The 26,607-nt window shown below is 74.2% G+C and carries 21 protein-coding genes; 5 read left to right on the forward strand and 16 right to left on the reverse strand.

All coding sequences use genetic code 11. The features are described 5' to 3' along the window. Positions 1–115 precede the first annotated feature (115 nt). The 3 genes from CP968_RS21670 to CP968_RS21680 are packed head-to-tail and all read left to right on the forward strand — an operon-like array spanning position 116 to position 2,923. A complete protein-coding gene (locus CP968_RS21670) occupies positions 116–739 on the forward strand; it encodes a P-loop nucleotide/nucleoside kinase family protein (RefSeq protein ID WP_150519580.1) in 624 nt (207 codons plus the stop codon). Further along, positions 736–1,383, forward strand: coding sequence for a guanylate kinase (locus tag CP968_RS21675; RefSeq protein ID WP_150519581.1), 648 nt, complete (start codon positions 736–738; stop codon positions 1,381–1,383). The genes CP968_RS21670 and CP968_RS21675 overlap by 4 nt, the downstream gene beginning before the upstream one ends. A gap of 43 nt (positions 1,384–1,426) precedes the next feature. Next, the gene (locus tag CP968_RS21680; protein ID WP_150519582.1) at positions 1,427–2,923 is read left to right on the forward strand and encodes a hypothetical protein; all 1,497 of its coding nucleotides are present in this window, start codon (positions 1,427–1,429) and stop codon (positions 2,921–2,923) included. A 28-nt stretch (positions 2,924–2,951) separates the two neighbouring features. Here the strand turns inward: CP968_RS21680 and CP968_RS21685 are convergent, their stop codons facing one another. From CP968_RS21685 to CP968_RS21760, 16 genes are all read right to left on the reverse strand, one after another. After that, positions 2,952–3,806, reverse strand: a complete 855-nt coding sequence (locus tag CP968_RS21685) for an NAD(P)-dependent oxidoreductase (protein WP_229886871.1) — start codon at positions 3,804–3,806, stop codon at positions 2,952–2,954. A gap of 1 nt (position 3,807) precedes the next feature. Further along, on the reverse strand, positions 3,808–4,470 hold the full coding sequence (locus CP968_RS21690) for an HAD family hydrolase (RefSeq protein ID WP_373304129.1): 663 nt from the start codon (positions 4,468–4,470) through the stop codon (positions 3,808–3,810). A 72-nt stretch (positions 4,471–4,542) separates the two neighbouring features. Further along, positions 4,543–5,553 carry an FHA domain-containing protein gene (locus CP968_RS21695; protein ID WP_150522050.1) on the reverse strand — a complete coding sequence of 337 codons (1,011 nt, stop codon included), beginning with the start codon at positions 5,551–5,553 and terminating at the stop codon, positions 4,543–4,545. Between the two features lie 47 nt (positions 5,554–5,600). Then, positions 5,601–6,926, reverse strand: a complete 1,326-nt coding sequence (locus tag CP968_RS21700) for a VWA domain-containing protein (protein ID WP_150519584.1) — start codon at positions 6,924–6,926, stop codon at positions 5,601–5,603. Positions 6,927–6,958: 32 nt separating this feature from the next. Next, the gene (locus tag CP968_RS21705) at positions 6,959–8,596 is read right to left on the reverse strand and encodes a PP2C family protein-serine/threonine phosphatase (protein ID WP_229886870.1); all 1,638 of its coding nucleotides are present in this window, start codon (positions 8,594–8,596) and stop codon (positions 6,959–6,961) included. Positions 8,597–8,599: 3 nt separating this feature from the next. After that, the gene (locus CP968_RS21710) at positions 8,600–11,512 is read right to left on the reverse strand and encodes a serine/threonine-protein kinase (RefSeq protein WP_150519585.1); all 2,913 of its coding nucleotides are present in this window, start codon (positions 11,510–11,512) and stop codon (positions 8,600–8,602) included. Beyond that, the gene (locus tag CP968_RS21715; protein ID WP_150519586.1) at positions 11,509–12,783 is read right to left on the reverse strand and encodes a coiled-coil domain-containing protein; all 1,275 of its coding nucleotides are present in this window, start codon (positions 12,781–12,783) and stop codon (positions 11,509–11,511) included. The genes CP968_RS21710 and CP968_RS21715 overlap by 4 nt, the downstream gene beginning before the upstream one ends. 71 nt (positions 12,784–12,854) lie before the next feature. Further along, positions 12,855–13,949, reverse strand: a complete 1,095-nt coding sequence (locus CP968_RS21720) for a glutamate ABC transporter substrate-binding protein (protein ID WP_150519587.1) — start codon at positions 13,947–13,949, stop codon at positions 12,855–12,857. A gap of 5 nt (positions 13,950–13,954) precedes the next feature. Continuing rightward, positions 13,955–15,337 (reverse strand): hypothetical protein, encoded by a 1,383-nt coding sequence (locus CP968_RS21725; protein ID WP_373304130.1) that lies wholly within the window; start codon positions 15,335–15,337, stop codon positions 13,955–13,957. 215 nt (positions 15,338–15,552) lie between these two features. After that, positions 15,553–16,542 carry an N-acetylglucosamine kinase gene (locus CP968_RS21730; RefSeq protein ID WP_150519588.1) on the reverse strand — a complete coding sequence of 330 codons (990 nt, stop codon included), beginning with the start codon at positions 16,540–16,542 and terminating at the stop codon, positions 15,553–15,555. Next, positions 16,533–17,798: a 6-phospho-beta-glucosidase gene (locus CP968_RS21735; RefSeq protein WP_150519589.1), complete on the reverse strand. Its 1,266-nt coding sequence runs from the start codon at positions 17,796–17,798 to the stop codon at positions 16,533–16,535. Before CP968_RS21735 ends, CP968_RS21730 begins: the two co-directional genes overlap by 10 nt. Before the next feature lie 5 nt (positions 17,799–17,803). Continuing rightward, positions 17,804–18,643: a carbohydrate ABC transporter permease gene (locus tag CP968_RS21740; RefSeq protein WP_150519590.1), complete on the reverse strand. Its 840-nt coding sequence runs from the start codon at positions 18,641–18,643 to the stop codon at positions 17,804–17,806. Then, positions 18,640–19,614, reverse strand: a complete 975-nt coding sequence (locus CP968_RS21745) for a carbohydrate ABC transporter permease (RefSeq protein ID WP_150519591.1) — start codon at positions 19,612–19,614, stop codon at positions 18,640–18,642. Before CP968_RS21745 ends, CP968_RS21740 begins: the two co-directional genes overlap by 4 nt. A gap of 5 nt (positions 19,615–19,619) precedes the next feature. Continuing rightward, the gene (locus CP968_RS21750) at positions 19,620–20,954 is read right to left on the reverse strand and encodes an ABC transporter substrate-binding protein (RefSeq protein WP_150519592.1); all 1,335 of its coding nucleotides are present in this window, start codon (positions 20,952–20,954) and stop codon (positions 19,620–19,622) included. Between the two features lie 131 nt (positions 20,955–21,085). Continuing rightward, positions 21,086–22,306: an ROK family transcriptional regulator gene (locus CP968_RS21755; protein ID WP_150519593.1), complete on the reverse strand. Its 1,221-nt coding sequence runs from the start codon at positions 22,304–22,306 to the stop codon at positions 21,086–21,088. Positions 22,307–22,456: 150 nt separating this feature from the next. Next, a complete protein-coding gene (locus CP968_RS21760) occupies positions 22,457–23,545 on the reverse strand; it encodes a mechanosensitive ion channel family protein (RefSeq protein WP_150519594.1) in 1,089 nt (362 codons plus the stop codon). 256 nt (positions 23,546–23,801) lie between these two features. Between CP968_RS21760 and CP968_RS21765 the strand changes: the two genes are divergently transcribed. Beyond that, positions 23,802–24,338, forward strand: coding sequence for an HNH endonuclease (locus CP968_RS21765; RefSeq protein WP_150519595.1), 537 nt, complete (start codon positions 23,802–23,804; stop codon positions 24,336–24,338). A gap of 193 nt (positions 24,339–24,531) precedes the next feature. Continuing rightward, entirely contained in the window at positions 24,532–26,601 is a 2,070-nt protein-coding gene (locus CP968_RS21770) for a 4-alpha-glucanotransferase (RefSeq protein WP_229886869.1), read from the forward strand. Positions 26,602–26,607: the final 6 nt, after the last annotated feature.

The raw sequence follows: 26,607 nt of genomic DNA on the forward strand, positions 1-26,607 counted from the left end.
ATCCGGCGGGTCGGGAGAGCCGGGTGGCGGGATGCGGAACCTCCGCCCACAGGTGATCAGTTGGCGGTAACGTGTGCAGGATGGAAGGCCTTTGCCGCGTCCTTGGGGAGGACCGTTGAGTACAGGTTCGGAGCCGTCCCGGCACGCGATCGCGCTCGTCCTCGTCGCGGGATACGCCGGCTCCGGCAAGTCCGAGGCGGGAAAGATGATGTCGCAGGCTACGGGGTGGCCGCTGCTGGACAAGGACACCCTGACGAGGCCCCTGACAGAGGCGTTGCTCTCACACCTCAACGGCGATCCTGACGACCGGCAGAGCAGCGTCTACGCGGAACGCGTCCGGCCGCTGGAGTACGAGTCCCTGATGAAGGCGTGCTGGGAGAACCTGGAGTGCGGGGTGCCGGTCGTGGCCGTCGCACCGTTCCTCACCGAGGTCGTCGACGAGCAGTGGGCCACACGTACGCGGAGGCACTGCTCACGCCTGGGAGCGGGGCTCGAGGTGGTGTGGGTAGACAGCGACGCGTCGTCCATGCGCGAGCGGCTGACATCGCGCAACGCGGCGCGCGACAACTGGAAGCTGGCCCACTGGCGCCGGTATCTCGCCGCGATCTCCCTGGACCGGCGCCCGGTGGGAGAGTTCCACCTCGTCGACAACCGGGTCACCGCGATGACGCCCTTGGCGGAGCAGGTCGAATCGGTGGCTCTGATCCTGTCCGGTCGATACGACGAGGCCCTGACGTGACCGTGGACGCGCAGCACGACAAGAACACCTCCGGCGTCGTACTGTTCGGACCTCCGGCGGCGGGCAAGGACACCGTCAGTACCGCGCTGGGCGTCCTGGACGCCCGTTACGGACAACTTCCCAAGATCAAAGTGGGTTCAGGGCGCACGACCGGCTACCGCATGGCCGAACGCGCTGAGCTGGACGCCCTGCGTGCTGCCGGCCGGTTGGTGCTGGAGACCGAGAGGTACGGCAACACGTACGCCGTCGACCGGGACGACCTGGAGGCGATGACCGGCGCCGGGCGGATCCCGCTCGTACACATGGGCAGTGTCGAGCACTTGCGGACCTTCAACGCCGCACTCCGTGCACCGTGGCTCTGCGTGCTGCTGTGGGTTCCCCGTGAGGTCTGCGAAGAGCGGTCGAGGGGACGGGGCGACCGGGACACGGCGGACCGGCTCGCCGCCTGGGAGGAGGCGCTGGCGGATCTGGCCTCGGTTCCGGCCGGCGAGGACCTCTTTCACCTCCTCGTGCGGACCGATCGTACGGACCCTGCCCCGACGGCCGAGCTCGTGGCTGCGGCGCATGCGTCCGGCGACCGCGATCCGGTCCGGCACGGCGACCTGGCCGCGCTTCTGGAAGGGGCGGCGCCCGCGGGCCTGTGACAACGGGTAAAAAGCGGCGGGGGAGAACCACGGGGGGATGGGCATGGCGACGATCAGTACGCTCGACGGGCTGGCCCGGGTCGTGGGCCTCACCGCGCCCGCAGGTCACGACCGCGACCTGACCATCAGGCAGCGGGACATCGACGACCCCCTGGTGCTGGATTCCCTGACTGCCGGGCGGCTCGCCCTGCACCGGGTGAACGTGGCGGGAGCGATCACCATTCGCTCCTGCGTCATCGAAGAGCTCGTCGTCGATCACTGCGCGGCAGACGCCCTGCTCGTGAGCAACTCCCGCATCGGCCGGTTGATCGTCCGCAACACCCCGCGGCACACGGAGGTCGACGTCAGCGAATCGACCCTGGAGGCACTCGACGTGCACTCCTGTGGGCCGACGCGTTTCGAGGGCGTGCGAGTGTCGGACTCCGTACAGATCGCTGCAGTGCGCGGGCCCGTCCAACTGAAACGGCTGAGGGCGGCGACGCTGGCCCTGCGCAGCCAGGCCACGGTGGGCAGGCAGCGCAGACCACGGGTGTCCCTGGAGAGCGTCAACGTAACGGAGATCATCGCTCTCGACGACCTCTGGCTGGAGTCGCTCACCCTCGACGAGGTCGACGTCTCGGCGCTGGTGCTGCGGCGCGTCCGCGTGGACTCGCCGTTCCGGGGCACCGGAGTGCGGTGTCGGGACGGCCTGCGCATCAACGGGATGGTGGTGTCCGGCGAGGCGAGCGCACTGCTCGACAGCGAGATCCGGGGAGCGGTGGTCGTCCGGGGACTGCGCCACGTCGTGGCCGTGCCCGTGCAGCGGAGGGTGCCGGTCGCGGGTGGGGTCCCCCCCGCGACGGGCACGGCCGAACTGGTCTTCAGGTCCTCGACGATCTCCAGCCTCAGCGCCAGCGCCGACGACGTGTCTCCGGTGGTGGTGGAACTCGCGGACACGGCGGTGCGCGCGCTCGCCGTGCCCACGGGGCCAGCCCGGTTCCGGCTGGCGGGCACGAGCAGCGTCCAGGAAGTGGACCTCGGTGATGTGGTCTTCCGCACCGACGAGCAGGTCACGAGCTTCATGGACCGGGTGTTCACCCGGGTGAGTCCGGGCGCCCTGGAAGCCGTCCGGTCCACGTTGACCCGACGCCGGCGGATGGCCGAGGGGGACCAGCTGTACTATTTCACCCGGCAGCGCGAAGCCGCGGAACGGCCTCTGTTCCAGAGGCTTGCGGGCCGGGGCTTCCTCGGCGGGATCCTCGGCTGGGGCGTGCGGGCACGCAACCCGGCGCGCACCCTGGGCGGCTCCGTGCTCTCCACCGGCTTGCTGCTCCACCTCTCGGGTGCGGCGCGCGGCGCTGACGGAGCGGGCCTCTTCGACCTCGTCGAGCTGGGCAAGGCGCTCGTCCTGGCTTGCGCGCTGTGGCTGAACGTCGGGGTGGGGGCACCTTCCGAGCTGAAGACGCACGCCTGGACGGCGCTCGCCGTCGGCTGCGCCGGAGGTGGACTGCTCTTCACGACCCTGACCGTCGGCATCGTCATCCGCAAGCTCGTGCGCTGAGGCCGTTCTGCCATCGTGCCGTCGCGGGTCAGCCGTCCGGCGGGGGTCGACGCAGCAGTTCGAGGGCCTCCTCGACCGTGAGGTGGGCATCGCGCGCCCCCTCCCAGCGGTCAAGGGATGTGGCGGCGGCGAGCATCAATTCCTCGGGCAGGCCGGCCTCGCCGAGCAGAGCGGCGGCCTCGGCGAGCTCGGGTCCCCAACGCCACGCACGTGCCGCGGTCTTGGGGATGTAGTCAGTCTCCGCGAGGTAGCTGCTACTCCGGTTGGCCGCGATGGCCAAGAGCTCCTCGCCGACCCCGTGCGTCTGGGCGGCTCCGTAGGACAGGGCGGCGAGAACGCGGGAAGCCTTCTGATAGCTGGAGTAGGCGAGTTTGAGCGCGGACGCCGCCCCGGGATCGAGTCCGAGGGAGTGCGTACGGACATCGGTGCCGGCGAAGAGCTGTTCGATCCCATCCCGCTGGGCACGCTCACCGGCGAGGTAGAGCGTCGGCCGCTTGCCACCGATGGGCGGGGACCCGATCACCGCGGCGTCGATCGTCACCGCCTCGGGGAAGAGTGCGACGATGCGTCGGACGCGCTCCGGGGAGACCGCGTTCGCCTCGACGTACGTCCGCCCGGCGAATCCGTGCGACGCGACCCGGCCGGCGAGCTCTTCGGCGCCGGCCGGAGGGCAGAGAGAGACGACGACGTCCGCCCGGTCCAGGAGATCGGGGAAGAGGGCCGGCTCCAGCCCTGCCCGTTCGGCGCGGCGTCGGGTGGCATCGCTTCGCCCGGCGGGGCACCAAAGGACGGTGACGCCGCGGGCTCGCAGCTGGGCGCCGACAGCGGCTCCCATGCTGCCCGGGTGGAGCAGTCCTACGGTGGTGACGGATCGCGTCGTCACGTCATCCCTCCTCAGGGGTGAGCGCCAAGAGCAGACGGATGGCCCGGAGCGCCGTCGGAGCGATCCGGTCGGGGGCGGGGAGCGTGGCCGGCCAGTCGGCCGCCCTGCCGATCCACAGAGTGGTGAGCCCGGCTGACCGACCGCCGATTATGTCCTTGACGGGATCGTCCCCCACCATCCATCCGCCCTCTCCAGGGTGTGCACCGCACGACCGGGCGGCGGCGGCGAACATCCGGGGGTCGGGTTTGCGGAAGCCGAGTTCGCCGGAGACGCACACCGCGTGGACCCGGGCCGCCAGGCCGGTGGCATCCAGTTTGGCCCGCTGGACGTCCCCGGGGCCGTTCGTCGCGATGGCGATCCTCCAGCCCCGCACGCGCAACGCCTCCAGGCCTTCCAGCACCCCGGCCGGACAGAGGACACTCTCGGCCATGTCCTGCGCGTACTGCTGCCACAGTGCCCCGGCCGGCACGGTCAGCCCGTGAAGCTCCCGGAGCGCCGCGAAGTCCGCGAGGCAGGCTCGCTCGCCGAGGCGGCCGAGAACCCCTTCGCGTTCGGCCGCGGTCAGCCGGTGACGGTCCGCGAAACGTGTGACCACGGCAGCCAAGGCCTGCCGGCGGTCGATGAGGGTGTCGTCGAGGTCCAAGAGGACGAGGCGCTGCACCATCGGAGCCTAATGCGCTTGCCCGGGCCGCCGGCCGCCGGATCCCCTCCGGCGGCCGGCGGCCCCGGCCTCCGGTCAGGCGCGGCGGATGGTGATGGTGGTCCAGGCGCCCACGTGGACGCGGTCGCCGTCCGTGAGGGAGACCGGGACGTAGGGCTGGATCGGGTCCTCGCCGCCGTTGATGGTGGTGCCGTTGGTGGAGTTCTGGTCCACCACGGCCCAGCTGAGGTCGGGCTGCTGGACCAGGACCGCGTGCTGGTGGGAGACGCCCGGGTCCTCCGGCGGGACCGACAGGTCGATGTCGGGGGACTCGCCCGTGGAGGCGCGGCGGCGTCCGATGGTGATCTGGCCGCCGGAGAGCGGGAGGTGCTGCTCGGGGGAGTACGCGGGCATGTTGAGCCCGGCGGCCTCCGGGCCGCTGCGCTGCATCATCGCCGTGAAGTACGAGCGGTCCGGCCCGATCGTCGCCGTCCACGAGCCGCCCTGGGGCGGGAAGGACGGCTGCTGCTGCTGGTACGAGGGCTGCTGGTGGTAGTCCTGGTACCCCTGCTGCGAGGGGGGCGTGTGGGACGTCTGCGCCGGGGGCTGCTGCTGGTAGCGGTGCTGTTGCTGTTGCTGTTGCTCGTGTGCGGGCGGCGGCAGCAGCCAGTCGTCCTCGCGCTGGAGCGGCTCGGCCGGCCGGTTGATGCGGGAGGGCCGCGAGCCCTGGTACTCGAAGGGGTCCTGCCCGTACGTCTGCTGCCCCGGCCCCTGGTGCTGCGCGGCCTGCGGGTTGGCCGTCGCCTGGCCGCCGGTGGTGCCCGGCCGGCCGTGGCCCGCTTCCGGCGGGGCCGGCGGGGCGTACGAAGTCGGCGTCCGGGTGAGGTAGTTGTAGCGGCACTCCTCGCAGAAGGGCGCCATGGCCTCGCGGGGGGTCCGGCACTGCGGGCACAGCTCGGCCTGGGCGGTCGGCTCACCGGCGGTGGGAGGGTAGCCGTAGCCGTAGGAAGGCGCCGGGGGAGCGCTCTCCCGGGCAGCCATGCGGTGGCCGCAGACCTCGCACCAGTCGTCGGAGGCGGACTGGTGCCCGTTCGGGCAGGTCGGCATGGCGGCGCTTCCCCCTTCTTCTCCCTGCGTCTTCACGGCAGGTCTTCTCAGGTCTTCTTCACTCGGACGGTCTGGGTCGAACGCGTTTCGAGGGTCATCTCGTCGGCATCGGCGACCTTGGCTTTCAGCCGCACAGTACCCGCCACCGCATCCACGACATCCACCACCTTGGCCAGAAGCCTGGCGGTGTCCGCGTTCCCGGAGGCGCTCGCCAACTGCACGGCGCGCCCCAGTTTGGCCGTGGCGCCGTCGACGTCACCCAGTTTGCGGGCCTCCAGGCCCTGCTGGATGGCCTGCGCCAGCTCCGCCTGGCCGGTGTAGTGCGCGACCTGCGGGCTGATCGCGGTCGAGGCGGCGAGGTCGTCCGTCCACACCGCCCGGACCAGCCCCTGCGCCAGGACGGACGGCGGCTCGCCCGCCGCACCCGGCAGGACCAGCGTGGCCCGGGCCGCGAGCATCTCCTGGCCGACGCTCGCGCTCGGCACCCGGACGCACACGTGGTACTCGCGGGACTCGTCGCCCCAGGAGCCGGTCGGATAGTCGCCGGCCCGCGGGCCGGCCTCGGTGCGGCGTCCGGTCAGGTCCTGGACGGCCGGAGCGACCTGCTTGACGTACTGGATCTCCACGCCGACCGGCGTCCACAGGCGCAGCGCCACGTCCGCGACCTCCTTGCCCATCACGTTCTCCATCATGCGCGTGAAGTCCTGCGCCAGATGGGCCGGATCGGCCACGATGTCGGCCGAACCGAGCAGCGCGCCCGCGATCCCGGTGACCTCCTTGACCTCCCAGTCGGTGCCCACCCCGCGGGCGTCGCAGGTGAAGCGGCCCGCGCACGCGTCGAGGGTCGCGCGCAGCACGGCCGGCTCCTCGTGCTCGTTGCGGCCGTCGGTGAGCAGGATGCCGTGCCGGATGGCGGCGCTGGACTGCCGCAGCAGCCCGTCGGCCAGCCGCAGCCAGGTGCCGATGGCGGTACCGCCGCCGGACCGCAGGCCGCGCAGCGCCTCCTTGGCCTGGGCGCGGGTGGCCGGTCCGGCGACGGCGAGGCGGCCCTGCCCCGGGTAGACCTCCTTGGCCTCGTGCGTCCCGGCGACCACGGCGAAGGCGGTGCCGTCGCGCAGGGTGTCCACGGCCGCGGCCGTGGCCTCGCGGGCGCCGCGCATCTTGTCCGGCGGGTACTCCATCGACCCCGAGCAGTCGACCATGATCACGACGGCGGCCGCGCCGCGGTCGGCCGCCGCACGCGTCGCCGCGGCGCCGCCGGTGGAGGTGACCGTGACGATGGCGTGGACGTCCCGCCCGCCCTCGGGGAGGAACTCGTTCTGGTACACCTCCGCGGTGAAGCGCGGGGCGCTCGGCTTGGCGAAGTTCGCCATCGGTAGGACTCCTAGGGGCTCGGGCAGCTCGGTCAGGCCTGCGGGCGCGGATCCGCCTGCGCCCGTGCGTCGGATCCGGGCTCAGGCTCCGCCTCCGCTTCCGGTCGGTGGCCGGGCCGGGCGGCGAACGGAACGACGGCCACGGTGACGTTGTCGTGCCCGCCGCCGTCGAGGGCGTGGCCCACCAGCACCTGCGCGCTGTGCAGCGGGCGCACGGCGGCGTCCGACGGCAGGACGCGGGCCATGTCCCGGGCGGACTCGGCGTAGTTCCACAGCCCGTCGGTGCACACCACGACGACGCCCGGGTGGTCCGGCTTGAACGTGGCGGTGTGCGGCTCCAGGTCGTAGGCGTCGGCCCCGAGCCACCCGGTGATCGCGTGCGCGCGGACGTCGGCGTACGCCTCGGCCTCGCCCATCAGCCCCGCCGCGACCATCTGCGCCGCCCACGAGTCGTCCTCGGTGAGGCGGCGCGGCAGGGCGGCACGGTCGTCCGGCACCCAGTACGCGCGGCTGTCGCCCACCCAGCCGATGGTCAGCAGCCCGCTGCTCACGACGGCGCCGACCAGGGTGCACGCGGGGGCGTTCTGCGCGCCCGGGGTCTCCGGAGCCAGGGCGTTCACCGCGGCCGCGGCGGCCAGGATCGCCTCGTGCATGGCCTCCTGCGGGTGCGCGCCCCGGGGCAGCGCGTCGAGCAGCGTCTCGTTGGCGGCGGCCGCCGCGGCCGCCGAGGCGTCGTCGGGACGGCTGGCGGAGGACACGCCGTCGCAGACGATCGCCACCGTGGCGGCGGAGCCGTCGGGCAGCGCGGTCGCGGCCACGGCGAAGGAGTCCTCGTTGCGGTGGTGGCGCAGCCCCCGGTCGCTGACGGCGGCGACGCTGCCCAGCTCCTCCTCCTGGTGGTCCCGCTCCCGGGGCTGGGCGTGCCCGCAGTGCTCGCAGTACCCGTCGGGGTCCACGTGCCCGGCCCGGCAGGCGACGCAGGTCCGGCCCCCGGCGGGGGTGCCCTCCGGCGGAGTGCCGGGGCCCTGCGGGGCGGCGGCGTACGGGTCCTCCTGCCGCGGGGGCTCCGGGACCGGTCCGGGAGCGCCGCCCACCGGGCCCCGGGGGACGCCGTACGCGCCCTCGTGCCCGGAGGTGGAGCCCCGCGGGGTGCCGTACGGGTGCTCCGGTACGGGCGCCCGCTCCGGGTGCGGGGCGGCGGACTCCTGCCCGGCGTGCCCGGCGTGCCCGGCGGGGGCCCCGCGGTGGTCGTACCGGGTGGCGGCGGGGGCCGGCGCCGGCGGTGCCGGGGTCCAGCCGGCCGGGTCGCCGACCGGGGCCGGGGCGGCCGAGGTGACGCTCCCCCAGCCGGGGGCGGGCCCGGCGCCGCCGGCCGCCGGGCCCGGGCCGTGGCCGGGTCCCGCCGCCGGGTCCGGACCGCCGGAGGGCGCGCCGGAGCCCGGCGCCGCGGCCGGGTGCGCAGCCGCAGCGGGAGCCGGGCCCGCGCCGGGGCCCGGGTCTCCGGGCGGTCCGGCGGGCCGTGCCGCCGGGGTGACGGGAACGGTCGGATGGTCCGCGGCCGGAGCCGGGGGAGGGGCGGCGACCGCGTAGCCGCAGACGCCGCAGAAGCGGTCACCCTCCTCCAGCGGTTCCGCGCAGCTGGGGCAGCCCGACAGCCGATGCATCGACATCAATCACACCCACGTCCGGGGACGGAAACGGTTTGCCCGCTCCACCAGTTCGATCCTCTCCTCGCCCCGCTGTGCCAGCCGTGCGAGGACGCGGTACGAGCGCTCCAGGCCGAAGCGCAGTCCGCGCTCGTCCAGTTGACTGCCGAGCAGCGAGGTCCGGCCGGGGTCGGAACCCCGCCCGCCCGACAGTACCCAGTCCAGGGCCGAGCCCAGAACCTCCGCCCGCAGGCGCTCCTGCCGCTCCGGGTCCAGGCCGAACAGCCGCAACGCCTCCACCTGGTCGGAGGCGGCCGTCAGATCGGCGAGCAGAGGCTCCCGCGGGGACCGGTCGCGCAGACGTGCGCGTACGGCGGCCACCCGGGCGGCGGTGTAGTGGATGGACGCCTCCGGAACGGACTCCAGCGTGCGCACGGCCCCGTCCCGGTCGCCGGCGGCCAGTTGGACCCGGGCCAGCCCGAAGGCCGCGCTGACGAACCCGGGGTCGGTGATCCACACGAGCCGGTAGTACTCGGCGGCGTTGTCGAGCTGCCCGAGCACCTCCGCGCACAGCCCGAGGGCCAGCTTCGGCGCGGGCTCGCCCGGGAAGGCGTCGTAGATCGCGTCGAAGGACAGGGCCGCTATCTCGTCGTCCCCGGCGGCCAGCGAGGCGATGCCGCGCGCCCACACCACCCGCCAGTCGTCCGGGTGCTGTTCCTCCAGCTCGACCAGCGTGCCGCCGGCCAGGGCCAGTTCACCCAGCTCCAGCCGCGCCCGCAGCTCGCGCAGCCGCAGTTCGGCCGAGTCGGCGGGCGCCGCGCCCAGCGCGCCCAGCAGGTCGGCCGGCGCCGAGCCCAGCAGGCCCGCCAGGAAGCCGGCGTTCGGGTCGGCCGCGTCCACCAGCGGCACCGGCAGGGCCAGCGACGCGCCCCGCGCGTCGAGCCGGGCCAGCCCCGCGGCCCCGGCAGCGGGCGCCCCGGCCGCGGGTGCGGCTACGGGTACGGACCCCGGCACCGGCGCCGGCGCGGCGATGGCCGAGGGGGCCGCCGCCGGTTCGGCCGGCGCCTGCCGGGGCGCCGGCACCGCGCCGCCGGTCACGCGCGTGGCGGTGGTCCCGAGCCCCGGCAGCGCGCCGCCCGGGGCGCCCGCCCGCGCCGCCGGATGCGGCCCGGAGCCCGGAGCGGTCGCGCCCCCGGCCCCGTGACCGGCCGCCGCACCGCCCGGCGCGGCCGCCGGGCCGGTCACCGGGTGCGGCAGCGCGCCCGGCGCGGCCTGCGCCACCGGCTGCACCGACGCGCCCCCGGCCCCGGCCCCGGCCCCGGTCCCCGCGCCCGTACCCGCGCCGCGCCGCCGCACCCCGAAGAGCCGGCTCTGCCGGGTGGCCGCCGGACGCAGCCCCAGCTGCGAGACCTCCAGGTCCGGGCCGTCGGTGAACAGCCGGGTGTCGGGGACCTTGAACTCCGGTCCGAACAGCGTCGACAGCTGCGGTCGCGGCCGGCCCGTCTGGAGCGCGACCACCTCGCGCAGCACGCCCGTCAGCTGGTCCGCCATCTCCTGCGCGGACGCGAACCGCCGCCCCGGGTCCGGGTCGGTGGCCCGCACCAGGAGCCGGTAGAAGGACTCGTACCGCCGGAAGACCTCGATGTGCCCGGGGTCGGGCAGCGCGTCCACGAACACGTTGGTGTAGCCCTGGAAGTCGAAGGTCAGCACCGCCAGCGTCCGCGCCACCGTGTACAGGTCGGAGGCGACGGAGGGGCCCACCTCCGCGACCTCGGGGGCCTGGTAGCCCACGGTCCCGTAGATGGCCGACTCCTCGTCGTCCATCCGGCGCACCGCGCCCATGTCGATCAGCTTCAGCTGGTCCTGCTGCTGGATCGCGTTGTCGACCTTGAAGTCGCAGTACAGCAGGTTCCTGCTGTGCAGGTGCCCGAGGGCCTCCAGGGCCTCGATGCCGTACGCGCAGGCCTGCTCCACGGGCAGCGGGTCGCGCCGCCCGTCCGGCCGCCGCCGCTCGTTGGCGATCTCCTTCAGCGACTTGCCGCCCACGTACTCCATGACGATGTACCCGTCCAGCGAACCGGTCCGCTGGTCCAGGTGCTCCACGAAGTTGTAGATCCGCACGATGTTGGAGTGCTCGATCTCGGCGAGGAAGCGCCGCTCGGAGATCGCGGCCTCCATCGCGTCCTGGTCGCCGGTGTCCAGCAGGCCCTTGAGGACCACCCACCGGTTCGACACCGCACGGTCCACCGCCAGGTAGACCCAGCCGAGGCCGCCGTGCGCCAGGCAGCCCGCCACCTCGTACTGGCCGTGCACCACGTCGCCCGAGCGCAGCTTGGGCACGAAGGAGTACGGGTGCCCGCACTTGGTGCAGAACCCCTCCGTGCGGCCCGGCCGCTCGCCCCGGGAACGCCCCACCGGAGCCCCGCAGTCCGAACGCGAGCAGAACCGCTTGCGCTCCGGGACCTCCGGGTTCTCCAGCACGGCCGCCGAGGGATCGGGGCGCGGCACCTCCGGCACGTCGACCAGACCGGCCCCGAGCCGGCCGCGCCCCGAGGGTGCGGAGGCCGAACCGGAACTGCGCACCGAGACCGACCGGGTGGAGGCCGGACCCGTCAGCGAGCGCGACAGCCGGCCCGACACGGAGCGCCGGGACGAGGACGAGCGCGAGGACCGCGAGGAGTGCGCCGAGGACGAGGCGGAGGAGCGCGCCGAGCCCTGGGAGCCCTGTGAGCCCCGCGACCCCCGGGACCCGCCGGCCCCCGGCGGGCCCTTCGCCGCGCTGGTCATCCCCGTCGGGGGCGACACCAGCTCCTCCGCGCCCGCCGCGACCGAGCCGACGGGCGCCAGCCCGCAGGTGTCGCAGTACAGCTCCCCGCCGCCCATGTCCTCGTACGTCCCCGGGCAGCCGGGGCGAACGCACGCCGTTCCGGTCGGGCTCATGCGTCCTCCTTCCCCGGCCCGTCGGGCCAGTGGTGTTCGGGCAGCGGCTGCTGCGGGACGAGCGACTCCGCGGCCGCCTGCTGGTAGCGCAGGACCGCCTGCTCGGCGGCCCGCAGGTCGCAGGGCGCGCTCCACAGCATCCGCCGGGCCGCGTCGTACCGTTCGATCAGCACCGGATCCTCCGCCATGCCGTGCCGCGCGACCTTCGCCCGGTAGGCGTCCAGCCGCCCGCGCAGCTCGGCGCGGACCGCCAGCGGGGCGGTCACCGCCGTCAACGACTCGCGGGCCCGGCGCAGTTCCTCCTCGGCCCGCTCCTCCAGCGACTCCAACAGCGGCGAGAGCCGGTGCCAGCGCGACCGGCGCCGGTGCTCGGCCGCCGCCGCGAGCTGCTCCTGGAGCACCGTGGGCGGTCCGCTGACCGCGGGCACCTCGGACGCGGCGATCTTCGCCAGCACCTCGATGCGCGCGGTCCGGGCCTCCGCCAGGGTCCGGTCGGCCCGCGACAACACGTCCCGCAGGTTGATCAGGCGCTGCTCGGCGTCCTGCCGCACGTCCAGCACCGCCTCGATCTCGCGGCGCACGTCCTCCAGCGCGAGCGCGGCCCGGTCGTAGCGGCCGGTGTCCGGACGGCCGCCGCCGGGCGCCGAACTGCCCGCCACCGGCAGCCAGAACGCCAGCGGGTCCTCGATCACCCGGGACCGCAGCGCGGCCAGCTCCGCCGTGATGTCCTCCAAGTCGTCGCCGGCGGGGTGCTCACCGGGGCGCACGCCCACCGAGTGGGCCAGCGAACGGGTGCGGTGCAGCTCGGCGGCGAGCAGGTCGATCCGGGCGGGCAGCGCCGACCACACCGCGTCGGCGGCCACCACGACGTCCAGCGAGCCCGCGTACAGCTCGTTCATCCGGGCCACCAGCTCCGCGAGCGAGAACCGCTCCGTGAGGGCGGCGCCCTCCACGGCGGCACCCGCGATCAGCACCCCGGGCCCGCGCAGCCGCTCCGTCAGCTCGGCCAGGTCCTCGCGGCCGGGCCAGCGGCGCCGCTCCCGGATCTCCCGGGCGGCGCGCAGCGCCCCGCTGTAGGCCTCGAAGTACGTCCACAGCCGGGTGATCCGCGCGTCGGCGGCGGCCCAGCGCTCCCGGGTGACCCCGGTCAGGGCGACCCCCTCCAGCAGCCGCCGTCCCGCGTGGTCCTGCAGGGCCAGCAGCGAGGTCTCCACGGCCTCGTGCTCCGCGCCCAGACGGGTGAGCGCGCGGTCGACGTCGTCCCGGTCCATCACCGCCGATCCCGCCTCCCCCGACTCCGCGTCCCGCGACCGTGTCCACGCGTCCGACTCCGCCACCGGCCTCAGCCGTCCCGGTACTTGGGCTCGGGCGGGCCGGAGACGTCGGGCAGCACGGCCTTCAGGTGCACGCCGTAGGAGGCCATCCACGGACTGGCGGCGCCGCCCGCGCGGTAGTCCTCCAGCACCTTGTTGACCCGCCGGACCAGGTCGGTGGCGCCCTTGTTCATCGCGACCCCGTAGAACTCGCGGGTGAAGGGCGAGCCCACCAGCCGCACCGAGGGGTCCTGGGCGGCCTGGCCGGCCGCGAGGGCGTTGTCGGTGACGATGCCGTCCACCTCGCCCAGTTGGAGCCGCACCAGGCAGTCCAGCTGGTTGGGGACGGTGACCGGGACCGATCCGTAGGACTGCGCCGACAGCGTCGCCTCCGCGGTGGAGCCGGCCGCGAAGCAGATCCGCCTGCCCTTGAGCGAGGTGTCGTAGCCGGTGATCGGCGAGCCCTTCGGCGCCAGCACCTGCTGGCCCGCCTCGAAGTAGGCGGTCGAGAAGGCCACGTCCTCCAGCCGCTTGCAGTTGATCGTCATCGTCCGCACGACGATGTCGACCCGCCCCTCCTGGAGCGCGGGGATGCGCTGGCTGGTGGGGATGGCGCGGTAGATGACCGCGTCCGGGTCGCCCAGGATGTCCTTGGCGATGGCCCGGACCAGGTCGATGTCGAAGCCGTCGAGGCGGCCGTCGCGGGCCTGGTTGAGGTAGCCCCAGCGGAAGCTGTTCTGGTCCACGCCCGCCACCAGCTTGCCGGCGCTCTTGATCCGGGCGACGGTCGCGCCGTCCACGGTGGACGGGCGCAGGCTCGCCTCCGGGCTCGGGCAGGTGTCGGTGGGGCCCCAGGGGGCCGCGGCGGCCTTCGGGGCCACCACCACCGACGCGGGGTCGCGGACCGCGCCCGGGCGCCCCGGGTCGGGCGCCGCCTGCGTCAGCGTGAGCAGCACCCCGGCCGCGGTCACCGCGCAGGCCGCGGCCATCGCGCTCACCCCGCCCCAGCCGCGCAGCCGCCGCGCGCCGCGCCGCGCGCCGGCGGGCCGGGCCGCGGCGCCGGGGCCCGCACGGTCCGGGTCGCCCGCGGGGCTTTCGGAGGCTCGTTCCGCCCGTATCCGCATCGCTCTCACCTGTACTCCGAAAGCCTGCGCCCGACACCGAGCAGTGCCGCCGCCGCGCCGACGACCGCCAGGGCCGCCGCGCCCGTCATCAAACCGCCCAGCGCGCCGAGCCCGGACCGGGCGGCGCCGGTGAACTCCCGCTGCTCGTGGGTCACCGCCTGCTCCAGCGAGGCGTCCACCGTGTCGAAGGCGGCGCCGCTGCTCTCCTTGTTCCGATCGGTCCCTATGACCTGGTCGCGGGCCGCGTCGTAGTCGCCCTTCAGGTCCGCCTCGCGGGCCGCGGCGTGCCGCTGCTTCCACTGCGCCACGCCGTCGGCGGCGTGCTTGAGCGGGGTGCGGCCCGCGTCGTCGTCGGCCAGCCGCAGCGCGGAGGCCAGACCGGCCTCCAGCTGCTTCATGTTGTCGGTGAAGTCCACGTCGTACTTGTCGGACTTGTTGTCCGCGGCCAGTACGGCGCCCCGTGAGACCAGCGTCAGGTTCTCCCCGGCCCGGGCCTGGAGCGAGGCGATCCGGGCGTCGTTGAGCACCTTGAGCGACTCCTGCCCGTCCGAGCGGGCCTGGCTCAGCTCCGCCCGGGCGACGGTGTGCCCCACGGCCAGCCACAGCAGCACCACCGCCGAGGCGGCCGTCGCGGCCAGCAGACCGTGGTTGAAGACCCGGTTCGTCCGCCGGTAGCTGCGCCGCTGCGCCCACCCGAGGGCGCCGAGGGCCAGCAGGCCGGTGCCGATCGAGGCCAGCGGCCAGGCCCGGGCGCCGTCGTAGTCGGTGTAGAGCCGGCCGGTCTCGGCCTCGTAGAGCCGCTGGGCGGCGGGCAGCAGCCGGGTGGTCATCTGCTCGTTCGCGTAGCGGAGGTAGGCGCCGCCGAGCGGCAGGCCCTGCCGGTTGGTCGCGCGGGCCTGCTCGATCAGGCCCGTGTAGCGGGGCAACTCCGTGCTCAGCAGGGCGATCTGCTTGCGGGACTCCTCGTCGGCCCGGGTGTTGGCGGCCGCGCTCACCAGCAGCCGGGAGGCGTTGGCGATGTCCTTCTCGTAGCGCTGGCGGACCTCGCGCGGCTCCTGGCCGCCCGCGAGGAAACCGCTGGAGGAGGCGGTGTCGGCGTCCGCCAGGGAGCGGTAGATGCTCGCCGCGTCCGCGCTCAGCGGCTGGCTGCGGCCCACCACGTCGCCGGCCGCGGTGGACCGGTCGGACACCTCCCACAGGCTGACCGCGCCGAACAGCACGATCAGCGCGGCCACCGCGGCGCCGATGATCCGCAGCCGGCCCGGCTCGGTCGTCGCCGCCCCGCGCAGCCGCTCCACTCCCTCGGCCCAGGCGGTGCCCCGCCCCGGCGGGCCGCCGGGCGGCGGCACGGCGACACCGCCCGGTGGCGCGGGCGGGCGTGTCGTGATGGCCACCGTGACCTCCCCCTCGGTCTGCGTTCCCCCGGATGCCCGCGGACGGATCCGCGAGCCTGCGCAGCAGTATGGCCGTAGTGACGGTCGACCACAGCACCCGGTGCTCGATCTTGGGCGATCCGCCCCCGGGGGCGTCCCCTACGCCCCTTCACCATCAATACGTCCCTGCGGTCGCCACGGTTCCAGACCGGGGCCGTCCCGGTGCGGGTTCACCCGAATTGGGCACGGAGTTTTCTGTAGGCGAGGGGTTCCGAGCCGAGCGCGTCCAGTCCCAGCAGCCCGGCCCCCAGGACCGGAGGGGCCTCGACCACCGTCATCACGGCCCGCGGGGCGGCCTCGGCCAGCCGCTGGGTGATCCGGTCGTTCAACTGCGGGTGCCGGGCGGCCAGCACGCTGCCGCCGAGCACCACCGGGACCTCGGCGTCCAGCAGGTCCAGCCGGCGCAGCGCCACCGTCGCCATCGCCACCACCTCGTCCGCCTGCCGGTGCACCAGCGACAGCGCCACCGGATCGCCCGCGGCCGCCACCGCGAACAGCAGCGGCGTCAGCTCGTGCCGCCGCTCCGCCGGCACGCGGCCCAGGTGCATCGCCTCGATCAGCTCGTACACCGAGTCGAGTCCGAAGTGCGCGGGCAGCGCCCGGGCCAGTTCGGTCGGGCCGCCGCGCCCGTCCTCGGCCCGGGCCGCGAACCACATGGCCTCGTCGGCCAGTCCGCCGCCGCCGCCCCAGTCGCCCGAGATCCGGCCGATCGCCGGGAAGCGCGCGGTCCGCCCGTCCGGGGTCATGCCCACGCAGTTGATCCCGGCCCCGCACACCACCGCGACCCCGCACGGGTCGGAACCCGCGGGCAGCCCGGCGCGCAGCAGCGCGAAGGTGTCGTTGTGCACCGCCGTCACCCGGCCCCAGTTGCGGCTCCGGATCTCGCGCGCCAACCGGTCCTCCTCCACCGGGAAGTCGGCGTTGGCCAGGCAGGCCGACACGTGCTCGACGCAGGGGCCGGCCTCGCCCCGGACGCGCAGTCCGACGGAGGCCATCGCCTCGGCCACCACGTCGACGGCCCCGGCCACCCCCGCGCGGAACGGCTGGAAGCCACCGGCCTGCCCCTTGACCAGCACCGAGCCGTCCGGACCGAGCAGGGCCACGTCCGTCTTGCTGTTGCCCGCGTCGATCGCCAGGACGGCGCCGAGGGTCACGCCCATGGCAGGTGCTCCTTGTTGTGCGCGAGCAGCCGGTCGGTCAGCCCCTCCGCGCGGTCGTACTGGCCGACCAGCGGGTGCGCCAGCAGGGCCCGGAACACCCGCTCGCGGCCGCCGCGCAGGGCCGCGTCCAGGGCCAGGTCCTCGTACGCCGTCACGTGCGCGACCAGCCCGGCGTACAGGGGGTCCAGCCGGGGCGCGGCCAGCGGGACCGGCCCGGAGCCGTCCACCCGGGCCTGCACCTCGACGACCGCGTCGTCGGGGAGGAAGGGCAGGGTGCCGTTGTTGAACGTGTTGACCACCTGGACGGCGGAGCCGCCGTCGCCGAGCAGCGAGGCGGCCAGGTCCACGGCGGCCTCCGAGTAGAAGGCGCCGCCCCGCTTGGCCAGCAGCGCGGGCTTCTCGTCCAGGGCCGGGTCCCCGTACAGGCCGAGCAGCTCCCGTTCCATCGCGGCGACCTCGGCGGCCCGCGAGGGCTTGGTGCCGAGTTCCCGCACGACCTCGTCGTGGGCGTAGAAGTAGCGCAGGTAGTACGAGGGCACCACGCCCAGGCGGTCCAGCACCGCGCGCGGCAGGTGCAGGTCGGCGGCGACGGCCTCGCCGTGCGCGGCGAGGAGCTCCGGCAGCAGGTCCTCGCCGTCCGGTCCGCCGCGGCGCACGCCCAGCTCCCAGGTGAGGTGGTTGAGGCCGACGTGGTCCAGGTGGATGTCGGCCGGGGCCAGCTCCAGCAGGGCCGCGAACTTCCGCTGGAACCCGATGGCGACGTTGCACAGCCCCACGGCCTTGTGGCCGGCCTTCAGCAGCGCCCGGGTGACGATGCCGACCGGGTTGGTGAAGTCGATGATCCAGGCGTCCGGGCTGGCCCGGCGCACCCGCTCGGCGATGTCCAGGACCACCGGGACGGTGCGCAGCGCCTTGGCGAGGCCGCCCGCGCCCGTGGTCTCCTGGCCGACGCAGCCGCACTCCAGCGGCCAGGTCTCGTCCTGGAGCCGGGCCGCCTGGCCGCCCACGCGCAGCTGGATCAGGACCGCGTCGGCCCCCGCCACGCCCGCGTCGAGGTCGGAGGTGGTGGTGATCCGGCCGGGGTGCCCCTGCCGGGCGAAGATCCGCCGGGCCAGGCCGCCGATCAGCTCCAGCCGCTCGGCCGCGGGGTCGATGAGGACCAGCTCGGCGATCGGCAGGGTGTCGCGCAGCCGGGCGAACCCGTCGATCAGCTCGGGGGTGTAGGTGGAACCGCCGCCCACCACTGCGAGTTTCATCGTGACTAGCCTTTCACTCCGGTCAGGGTGACGCCTTCGACGAACGCCTTCTGGGCGAAGAAGAAGAGGACGATCACCGGGGCCATGACCAGCACGGTCGCGGCCATGGTCAGGTTCCAATTGGTGTGGTGGGCGCCCTTGAAGGACTCCAGTCCGTAACTGAGCGTCCAGGCGGCCGGGTTGTCGGAGGCGTAGATCTGCGGGCCGAAGTAGTCGTTCCAGGCCGCGAAGAACTGGAACAGCGCGACGGCGGCCAGACCGGGCTTCGCCATCGGCAGGACGACGCGCAGCAGGGTGCGCACCTCCCCGCAGCCGTCCACGCGCGCCGCGTCCAGGTACTCGTCCGGGATGGTCAGCAGGAACTGGCGCAGCAGGAAGATGGAGAACGCGTCTCCGAAGGCCATCGGGATGATCAGCGGCCACAGGGTGCCCGACAGGTCGAGCTGCTTGGCCCAGAAGAGGTACATCGGGATGACCACCACCTGGGGCGGCAGCATCATCATGGCGATCACCAGCAGCAGCGAGAGCCGGCGCCCGCGGAAGCGGAACTTGGCGAGCGCGTAGGCCACGGGCAGCGAGGAGACCACGGTCAGCAGGGTGCCGAGTCCGGCGTACAGCAGGGTGTTGCGCCACCAGGTCAGGAAGCCCGGGGTGTGCCACACCTTCGCGTAGTTGCCCCACTCCCAGGTGTGCGGCCACAGGTCGCGGGTCAGCGCCTGCCGGTCGCCCATCAGGGAGGTCAGGAAGAGGAAGACGAAGGGGAGGACGAAGAACAGGGCGGCGGCCACGCCGAGGGAGTGGACCCCGATCCAGTGCAGTGCGGCCTTGCGCCTGTGGGTGCTCATTCACCGGCTCCGATCAGTCCGCCACGGCGGCGCATCAGGAGCGCGGTGAAGGCCATGGAGAGGGCGAACAGGACCAGGGCGACGACGCAGGCGGCGCCGTAGTCGAAGCGCTGGAACCCGACGTTGTAGACGACCTGGGGCAGGGTCAGGGTGGACTTGTCGGGGTAGCCCGGCTCGAACTGCTGCCCCGAGCCGCCGATGACGCCGGAGGCCACCTTCCCGGCCACCAGGGGCTGGGTGTAGTACTGCATGGCCTGGATGACCCCGGTGACCACCGCGAACAGGATGATCGGGGAGATGTTCGGCAGGGTGATGTGGCGGAAGCGCGCCCACGCGCCGGCCCCGTCCAGCTCGGCGGCCTCGTACTGCTCCCTGGGCACGTCGAGCAGGGCGGCCATGAAGATGACCATCAGGTCGCCGACCCCCCACACGGCCAGGGCGGTCAGCGCGGGCTTGGACCAGCCGGCGTCGGTGAACCAGCCGGGCGTGGGCAGTCCGACCGCGTCGAGGATGACGTTGACCGGGCCGGTGCCGGGGTTGAGGAGGAAGACGAAGGCGAGGGTCGCGGCGACCGGCGGGGCCAGGTAGGGCAGGTAGAACAGGGTGCGGAAGATGCCGGCCCCGGTCTTGATCTTCGTGATGAGCAGGCCGACGCCGAGGCCGAAGACGACCCGGCAGCTCACCATGACCACGACGAGCCACAGGGTGTTGCGCATCGCCGGCCAGAAGAGCGGATAGTCGGTGAAGACGTAGCTCCAGTTGTCCAGCCCGTTGAACACCGGGGGCCGGAAGCCGTCGTACTTCGTGAAGGAGAAGTAGACGGTGGACAGCAGCGGGTAGGCGAAGAAGACCGCGAACCCGATCAGCCAGGGCGACAGGAAGGCCGCGGTGCGCAGGGCGGACCGGCGGTGCTTCGCCCGCAGGGCGCGGGCGCCGCCGGAGGCGCCGCTCGTGGTGTGCGTGCTGGTCATCGGGGCTACTTCGCCTTCGCGATGTCCGTGTCGATCTGCTGGTCGACCTTGGCGAGGCCGGCCGGGATGTCGGCGACGGCGCCCTTCTCGACCGCGTACGCGAAGTCCTGGAAGGTCAGCTGGTAGGTGCCGCCGTCTGCCTGGGCCGGGGTGGTGCCGGACTTGGGGTGCCGGGCGATGTCGAGGAAGGTCTTGGACTCCGGGGTCACCTGGAGGTCCGGCGACTCCAGGGCCGCCAGGGTGGACGGCACGTTGTGGATGGCGTTGGCGAAGGCCACCACCGCCTCCGTGTCCGTGGTCATGTACTTGACCAGCTCCCAGGAGGCGTTCTGCTTGGCGCTGCCCGAGGCGATGCCCATGATCGTGCCGGAGAGGTAGCCCTTGCCGTAGTCGGCGGCCTGGTCGTCCGGGACGGGCAGCGGGGCGGTGCCGATCTCGAACGGCACTCCCGCCTCCTTGGCCATCGAGGGCCGCCACTCGCCGTCGACCTGCATGGCGACCTTGCCGGTGTGGAAGGGGTGTTCGGCGCTCCACTCGTCGCCGAAGGTGTTGCGGAACCGCTCCAGCTTCTCGTAGCCGCCCAGTTTGTCGACCAGGTCCTTCTGCGCGGTGAGCATCTTCGCGAAGGCCGGGTCCTTGGCCAGGTTGGACTTGCCGTCGGCGCCGAAGTACGTCGGGCTCCACTGCGCGGCCAGCCGCATCGGGGTGGTCTCGTAGCCGTGGTAGGTGGGCATCAGGCCGACCTGCTCGTACGAGTCGCCGCTGGTCTTGGTCAGCTTCTGCGCGACCTCGGTGAATTGGCTCCACGTGCGCGGGGGCTCGGTGATGCCGGCCGCCGCGAAGGCGGTCTTGTTGTAGACGAGGCCGTAGGCGTCGTTCAGCAGCGGCAGGGTGCACTGGTTGCCGTTGAACTGGGTGTACTCCAGCAGGGTCTTGGGGAAGACCTTCTCCTTGTCGATGCCGGACTTCTTCAGGAGGGGGTTCAGGTCGGCGAAGGCGCGCGAGTTGCAGAACTTGCCGACGCTGTCGGTGGTGAAGGAGGCGACCACGTCGGGGGCCTTGTCGCCGCCCGCCCGCAGCGCCTGGTTGATCTTGTCGTCGGTCATGTTGCCCGTGACCTGGACCTTGATGTTCGGGTGCGCCTTCTCGAACCGGGCGATGTTCTCCTCGATCGCCTTGATCTCGCTCGGCGCGGACCAGCCGTGCCAGAAGTTGAGGGTGACGTCCTTGCCCGGGTCGTCGGCGGCCGTGTTGCCGCCCTGTCCCGTACAGGCGGTGGCGAGGACGGATATCGCGGCGAGAAGGGTGGCTGCGGCGGTCAGGCGTCCGGTTCTGGGCATGGCGGTGCTCGCTCTCTGCGGGAGGAACTTCCGGGAGGGGTGCCAGGTGGGCGTACGGGGCGTACGGGTACGGGTCGTGCGGGCGGGTCGGGCCGGGCCGGGGGAGCCGGCGGGGTGGGGTGCGGTGCGGGTCAGCGGGAGGTGTCGAAGACCTCGTCGCGGGTGGCGGCCAGCGCGCTCTCCAGCGCGCCGTGCAGGACCGGCCGTTCGGTGACCTGACCGGCGACCAGGCGGGGCCGGGACGGGGCCAGTTCGGCGAGCTCGGCCTCCAGCAGGGCGCGCAGCGGTTCGCCGCCGGCCGCGATGACGCCGCCGGACAGGACCACGATCTCGGGGTCCAGTACGGAGACCAGCGAGGCCAGACCGGTCGCGAGCCCGGTGGCGTAGGACTGGAGGAAGGCCAGGTACGGGCCTTCGGGCGTGGCGGCGGCCCGGGCGAGCAGGGCGACCGCGGCCGCCACCTCCGCGCCGTGCGGTCCGTCCGGGGCATCGGCCGGCGCGGGCACGTCGATGCCCAGACCGGCGGCGAGCCCGGGCAGCACCTGGAAACCGGCCAGTTCCTGGTAGCCGCCGGAGTTGGCCCGGGTGACCTGCCGGACCAGCGGGTGCCCGGGGACGGGCAGGAAGCCCACTTCGCCCGCGCCGCCGGTCCAGCCGCGGTGCAGCCGGCCCCCGAGCACCAGGGCGGCGCCGAGCCCCTCCTCGTTCCACAGCAGCACGAAGTCCTCGTGGCCGCGGGCCGCGCCGCGGCGCTGCTCGGCGACCGCGGCGAGGTTGACGTCGTTCTCGTACTCGACCGGCATGGGCAGGGCCGCCGCCAGTTCGTCGAGGAGGGTGGGGGAGTGCCAGCCGGGGAGGTGGCTGGCGTAGCGCAGCCGGCCGGTCTGCGGGTCGAAGGCGCCCGGGGTGGCGATGACCACCCGGTGCAGGTCGGAGCGGTGCAGCCCGGCGGCCTTGACGGCTCCGCCGAGGGCCTCGCAGACCTGGTCGACGGCCCCGGCGCCCTCGGCGTAGGCCACCTCGTGGCTGCCGACCACCGTGCCGGTGAGGTCCGCGACGGCCGCCAGCACCCGCCCCGGGGTGACGTCCACGCCGCCCGCGTACGCCGCCCGGGGGTTGACGGCGTACAGCTGGGCGCTGGGGCCGGGGCGGCCGCCGTCGGTGCCGGTGGCCACCACCAGCCCGGCGGCCTCCAGCCGGGCCAGCAGCTGGGAGGCGGTGGGCTTGGACAGGCCGGTCAGGTGTCCGATCCGGGTGCGGGAGAGCGGGCCGTGGGCCAGCAGCAGGTCGAGCGCGGCCCGGTCGTTCATGGCGCGCAAGAGGCTGGGCGTTCCGGGCGTGGCGGCGGGCATGGCTGGATTTCTCCCTCACCGAGGTGAACTGTTAGGTAAGTTTCCTATCACTGTCGGAGCCGTGTCAATGGCGCTGCCCCGCAGGAAACGACCTGCGGGGCAGCGGGGGTGCGGCGGCGGGTTCCCGCCGGCCTCGCCGGCGGCGCGTCCCTACTTGGTGATCCGCGGGCCGCCGGACGCGGGCTGCTGCGGTATCGGGGCGGTGGCCAGCGACTGCGGCGAGGTCGGGTTCGCCATCGCCGACGGCGCGGCCACCGAGGCCGAGGGATCGACCGCCTCCTCCTCGTCGCCCGCCTCCGGCAGGCCGCCGATGATGCGGATGCCCGCCGCGTCGAAGGCCTCCTTGATCCGCCAGCGCAGCTCCCGCTCCACCGCGAACTGCTGCCCCGGCATCGTCTTCGCCGACACCTTCACGGTCATCGAGGCGAGCAGCACCTCGTCCAGGCCCAGCACCTCCACCGGACCCCACAGCCGCTCGTCCCACGGGCTGTCCTTGGCCAGGCCGTCCGCGACCTCCTGGATCACCTCGCGCAGGTGCGGCAGGCTCTCCGTCGGCCTGACCTGCACGTCGACCCCGGCGGTCGCCCAGCCCTGGCTGAGGTTGCCGATCCGCTTGATCTCGCCGTTGCGGACGTACCAGATCTCGCCGTTGTCGCCGCGCAGCTTGGTCACGCGCAGCCCGACCTCGATGACCTCGCCGGAGGCCACGCCCGCGTCGATCTTGTCCCCGACGCCGTACTGGTCCTCCAGGATCATGAAGACGCCGGAGAGGAAGTCCGTCACCAGGTTCCGGGCGCCGAAGCCGATCGCGACACCGGCCACGCCGGCGCTCGCCAGCAGCGGCCCCAGGTTGATCTTGAGCGCGCCGAGCACCATCAGCCCGGCCGTGCCGAGGATCAGGAACGAGGCCACCGAGCGCAGCACGGACCCGATCGCCTCGGACCGCTGGCGCCGCCGCTCCGCGTTGACCAGCAGCCCGCCCAGCGCCATGCCCTCCATGGCCTCGGCGCCGCGGTTCATCCGGGTTATCAGCTTGGTCAGCGACTTGCGGACCACCGAGCGCAGGACGCCCGCGATGACGATGATCAGGAGGATCCGCAGGCCCAGGTACAGCCAGTCGGCCCAGTTCTCCTCGATGAAGCTCGCGGCCTCGGTGACGCTCTGGTGCGTCTCCCTGAGCGTCGTGGACGTGTCCGGGGTGTCTGCTGCGAGCGGCAGCAGGGCGGCGGGCCAGGGCACGGCAGGAACCTCCAGGTATCGCGGCCTGCCCGCGGAGGGGGGTGCGGGCAGACCAACCACACTAACGGGGCCCGACCGGCGACCCGGCCCGCCGATCGGGGGAGAGACCAGACTCACCCGGGACCCACCGTGTGGGCGAAAACACCCCGGACCCGTTACGGGCGCGTAGTGGCGTTCCGACCAGCCATGAGGAGAGACTGGAAAGCAGATCGTCCCGGCGCGAGCCACGCGCCGCCGGCGTACAAGGAGGCAGTCCGTGCCGCACGTCCTGGTCCTCAACGCGTCGTACGAGCCGCTCGGCGTCGTACCGCTCCGCCGCGCGCTCGTCCTCGTCCTGGAGAACAAAGCGGTCTCCCTGGAGGAATCCGGCGCCTATCTGCACAGCGCGACAAGGGCCGTCCCCGCTCCCAGCGTGGTCCGGCTCAAGCGCTTCGTGCGGGTCCCCTACCGGGGGCCCGTTCCGCTCACCCGGCGCGCCCTGTTCGCCCGCGACGGCGGCCGCTGCATGTACTGCGGGGCCGTCGCCACCAGCGTCGACCACGTCATCCCGCGCAGCCGGGGCGGCCAGCACGCCTGGGACAACGTCGTCGCCGCGTGCCGCCGCTGCAACCACGTCAAGGCCGACCGGCACCTGCTGGAGCTCGGCTGGCGGCTGCGCCACCAGCCGGCCCCGCCCTCCGGGCTGGCCTGGCGCATCATCGGCACGGGCCACCGCGACCCCCGGTGGATGCCCTACCTCCAGCCCTACGGGGCCGAGGACGCCCTGGAGCGCATCGGGGCCGCGGCGTCGTAGGGCGCCCCCGGTCCCGATCTTCCGCACCGCACCCGCCCGCCGCCCCGGCCCGCGGGTGCGCCGGCCTGCCCCCGGGGGGTCGTACGCCCTCGAATGGGTATGGCTGCGGTGTTCCCCGGCGATGCCCCCACGTTCGCGCCGTGTTCTGCACCACCCTTCTGACCCGCCCTCACGTACGAAGGAGTGCCCGTCGATGGACGACCTGTCCCGGCTCGCGGAACTGCACGGCATCGCCACCGCCTACCGGCCCGCCGCGGACGTCACCGCCACGGTCCCGCCGGCCACCGTCGCGGCGGTGCTCGGACTGCTCGGGGTGGCCACCGACGGCCCCGGCGACGTCCGGGCCCGGCTGGCCGCCGCAGAGGCGGAGGCCGTGGCCCGGCCGCTGCCGCCCGTCCTGGTCGGCTGGGCCGGGGAACCGCCGCCGGTCGCGCTGGCCGCCCTGCCGCCGGGGACCCGCGTCCGTCTGGACCCGGAGGAAGCGGAGGGCGCCGAGGGCGCCGGGGCCGCGGCGGCCGACGGGGCCGCGGCCGCCGTCGAGTGGGAGCCCGGTCCGGCCGGGGCGCTGCCCGAGGGGCTGCCGCTGGGCGTCCACCGGATCACCGCGACCCTGCCGGACGGCCGCACCGCCGCGGCCACGCTGATCCTGGCCCCGGACCGGGCGCCGGCCGCCCCCGCCCGGACGCACGGGCTGCTCGTCCAGCTCTACTCGCTGCTCTCCGAGCGCTCCTGGGGCATGGGCGACCTCGGCGACCTCGCGGCCCTGGCCCGCTGGGCGGCCGAGACCCACGGCGCCGGCTTCGTCCAGGTCAACCCGCTGCACGCGGCCGTGCCCGGCACCCCCACCGACCCGTCCCCCTACCGGCCGTCCTCGCGCCGCTTCCCGGACCCGGTCCACCTGCGCGTCGAGGACGTGCCCGAGTTCGCCGACTGCGCCGACCCGCGGGCGCGCGCCGAGCTTGCCGACCTCGCCGACCGCGGCGCACAGCTGCGCCGCTCGGTGCTGGAGAAGGGCGCGCTCATCGACCGCGACGCCGTCTGGGCGCTCAAGCGCCGGGCGCTGGAGCTGCTGTACGCCGTCCCGCGGACCCCGGAACGGGCCGCCGCCTACCGCCGGTTCCGCGCCGAGCAGGGCCCGGCCCTGGACACCCACGCCGCCTGGTGCGCGTCGGCCGCGGGCGAGGAGCCGCGCGAGCGCGGCGACTTCCACCGCTGGCTGCTGTGGCTGACGGACACCCAGCTCGCCGCCGCCCAGCGGGCCGCCCGGGACGCGGGCATGTCCGTGGGCATCGTGCACGACCTGGCGGTCGGGGTGCACCCGGACGGCTCCGACGCGCTGACCGGCCCCTTCCACGCCCGGCACGTCTCGGTCGGCGCGCCGCCGGACGCGTTCAACGCCCGCGGCCAGGACTGGGGGCTGCCGCCGTGGCGCCCGGACCGGCTGGCCGCGGCCGGGTACGCGCCGCTGCGCCGGCTGCTGCGCGGGGTGTTCCGGTACGCGGGCGCGCTGCGCATCGACCACGTGATGGGCCTGTTCCGGCTCTGGTGGATCCCGGAGGGGATGCCGCCCGCCGACGGCGCGTACGTCGGGTACGACGGCGAGGCGATGCTCGCCGTGCTGGTGCTGGAGGCCCACCGGGCGGGGGCCCTGGTCATCGGCGAGGACCTCGGGACGGTGGAGCCGGGGGTCCGTCAGGCACTGTCCCGGCGCGGGGTGCTCGGCACCTCGGTGCTCTGGTTCGAGCGCGACTGGGCGGGCGGGGGAGCGCCGCTGCCGCCGGAGGCCTGGCGCTCGGACTGCCTGGCCACCGCCACCACCCACGACCTGCCGCCCTCGGCCGCCAAGCTGGCCGGGGCCCACGTGGAGCTGCGCGACCGGCTCGGCCTGCTCACCCGCCCGGCCGAGCTGGAGCGGGCCGAGGACGCCGCCGACACCGCCGAGTGGCTGGAGCTGCTGGACGGGCTCGGACTGGAGACCAAGGACGAGGAGGCCGCCGTACAGGCCCTGTACGCCTTCCTGCTGCGCACCCCCGCCCGCATGGTGGGGGTGTGGCTGCCGGACGCGGTGGGCGACCGGCGGCCGCAGAACCTGCCGGGCACCTGGGACCAGTACCCCAATTGGCGGCTTCCGCTGGCCGATGCGTCCGGCCGGCCGCTGACCCTGGAGGAGCTCACCGCCTCGCCCCGGGCGAACGCCCTGCTGAGCGCGGTGCGGGAGGGCGCCGGACCTCGTACGGCACCCCCGGGCGCGCGGGCTGTTTAGGTGTTC

Source organism: Streptomyces subrutilus, assembly GCF_008704535.1.
GTDB classification, from domain to species: Bacteria; Actinomycetota; Actinomycetes; order Streptomycetales; family Streptomycetaceae; genus Streptomyces; species Streptomyces subrutilus.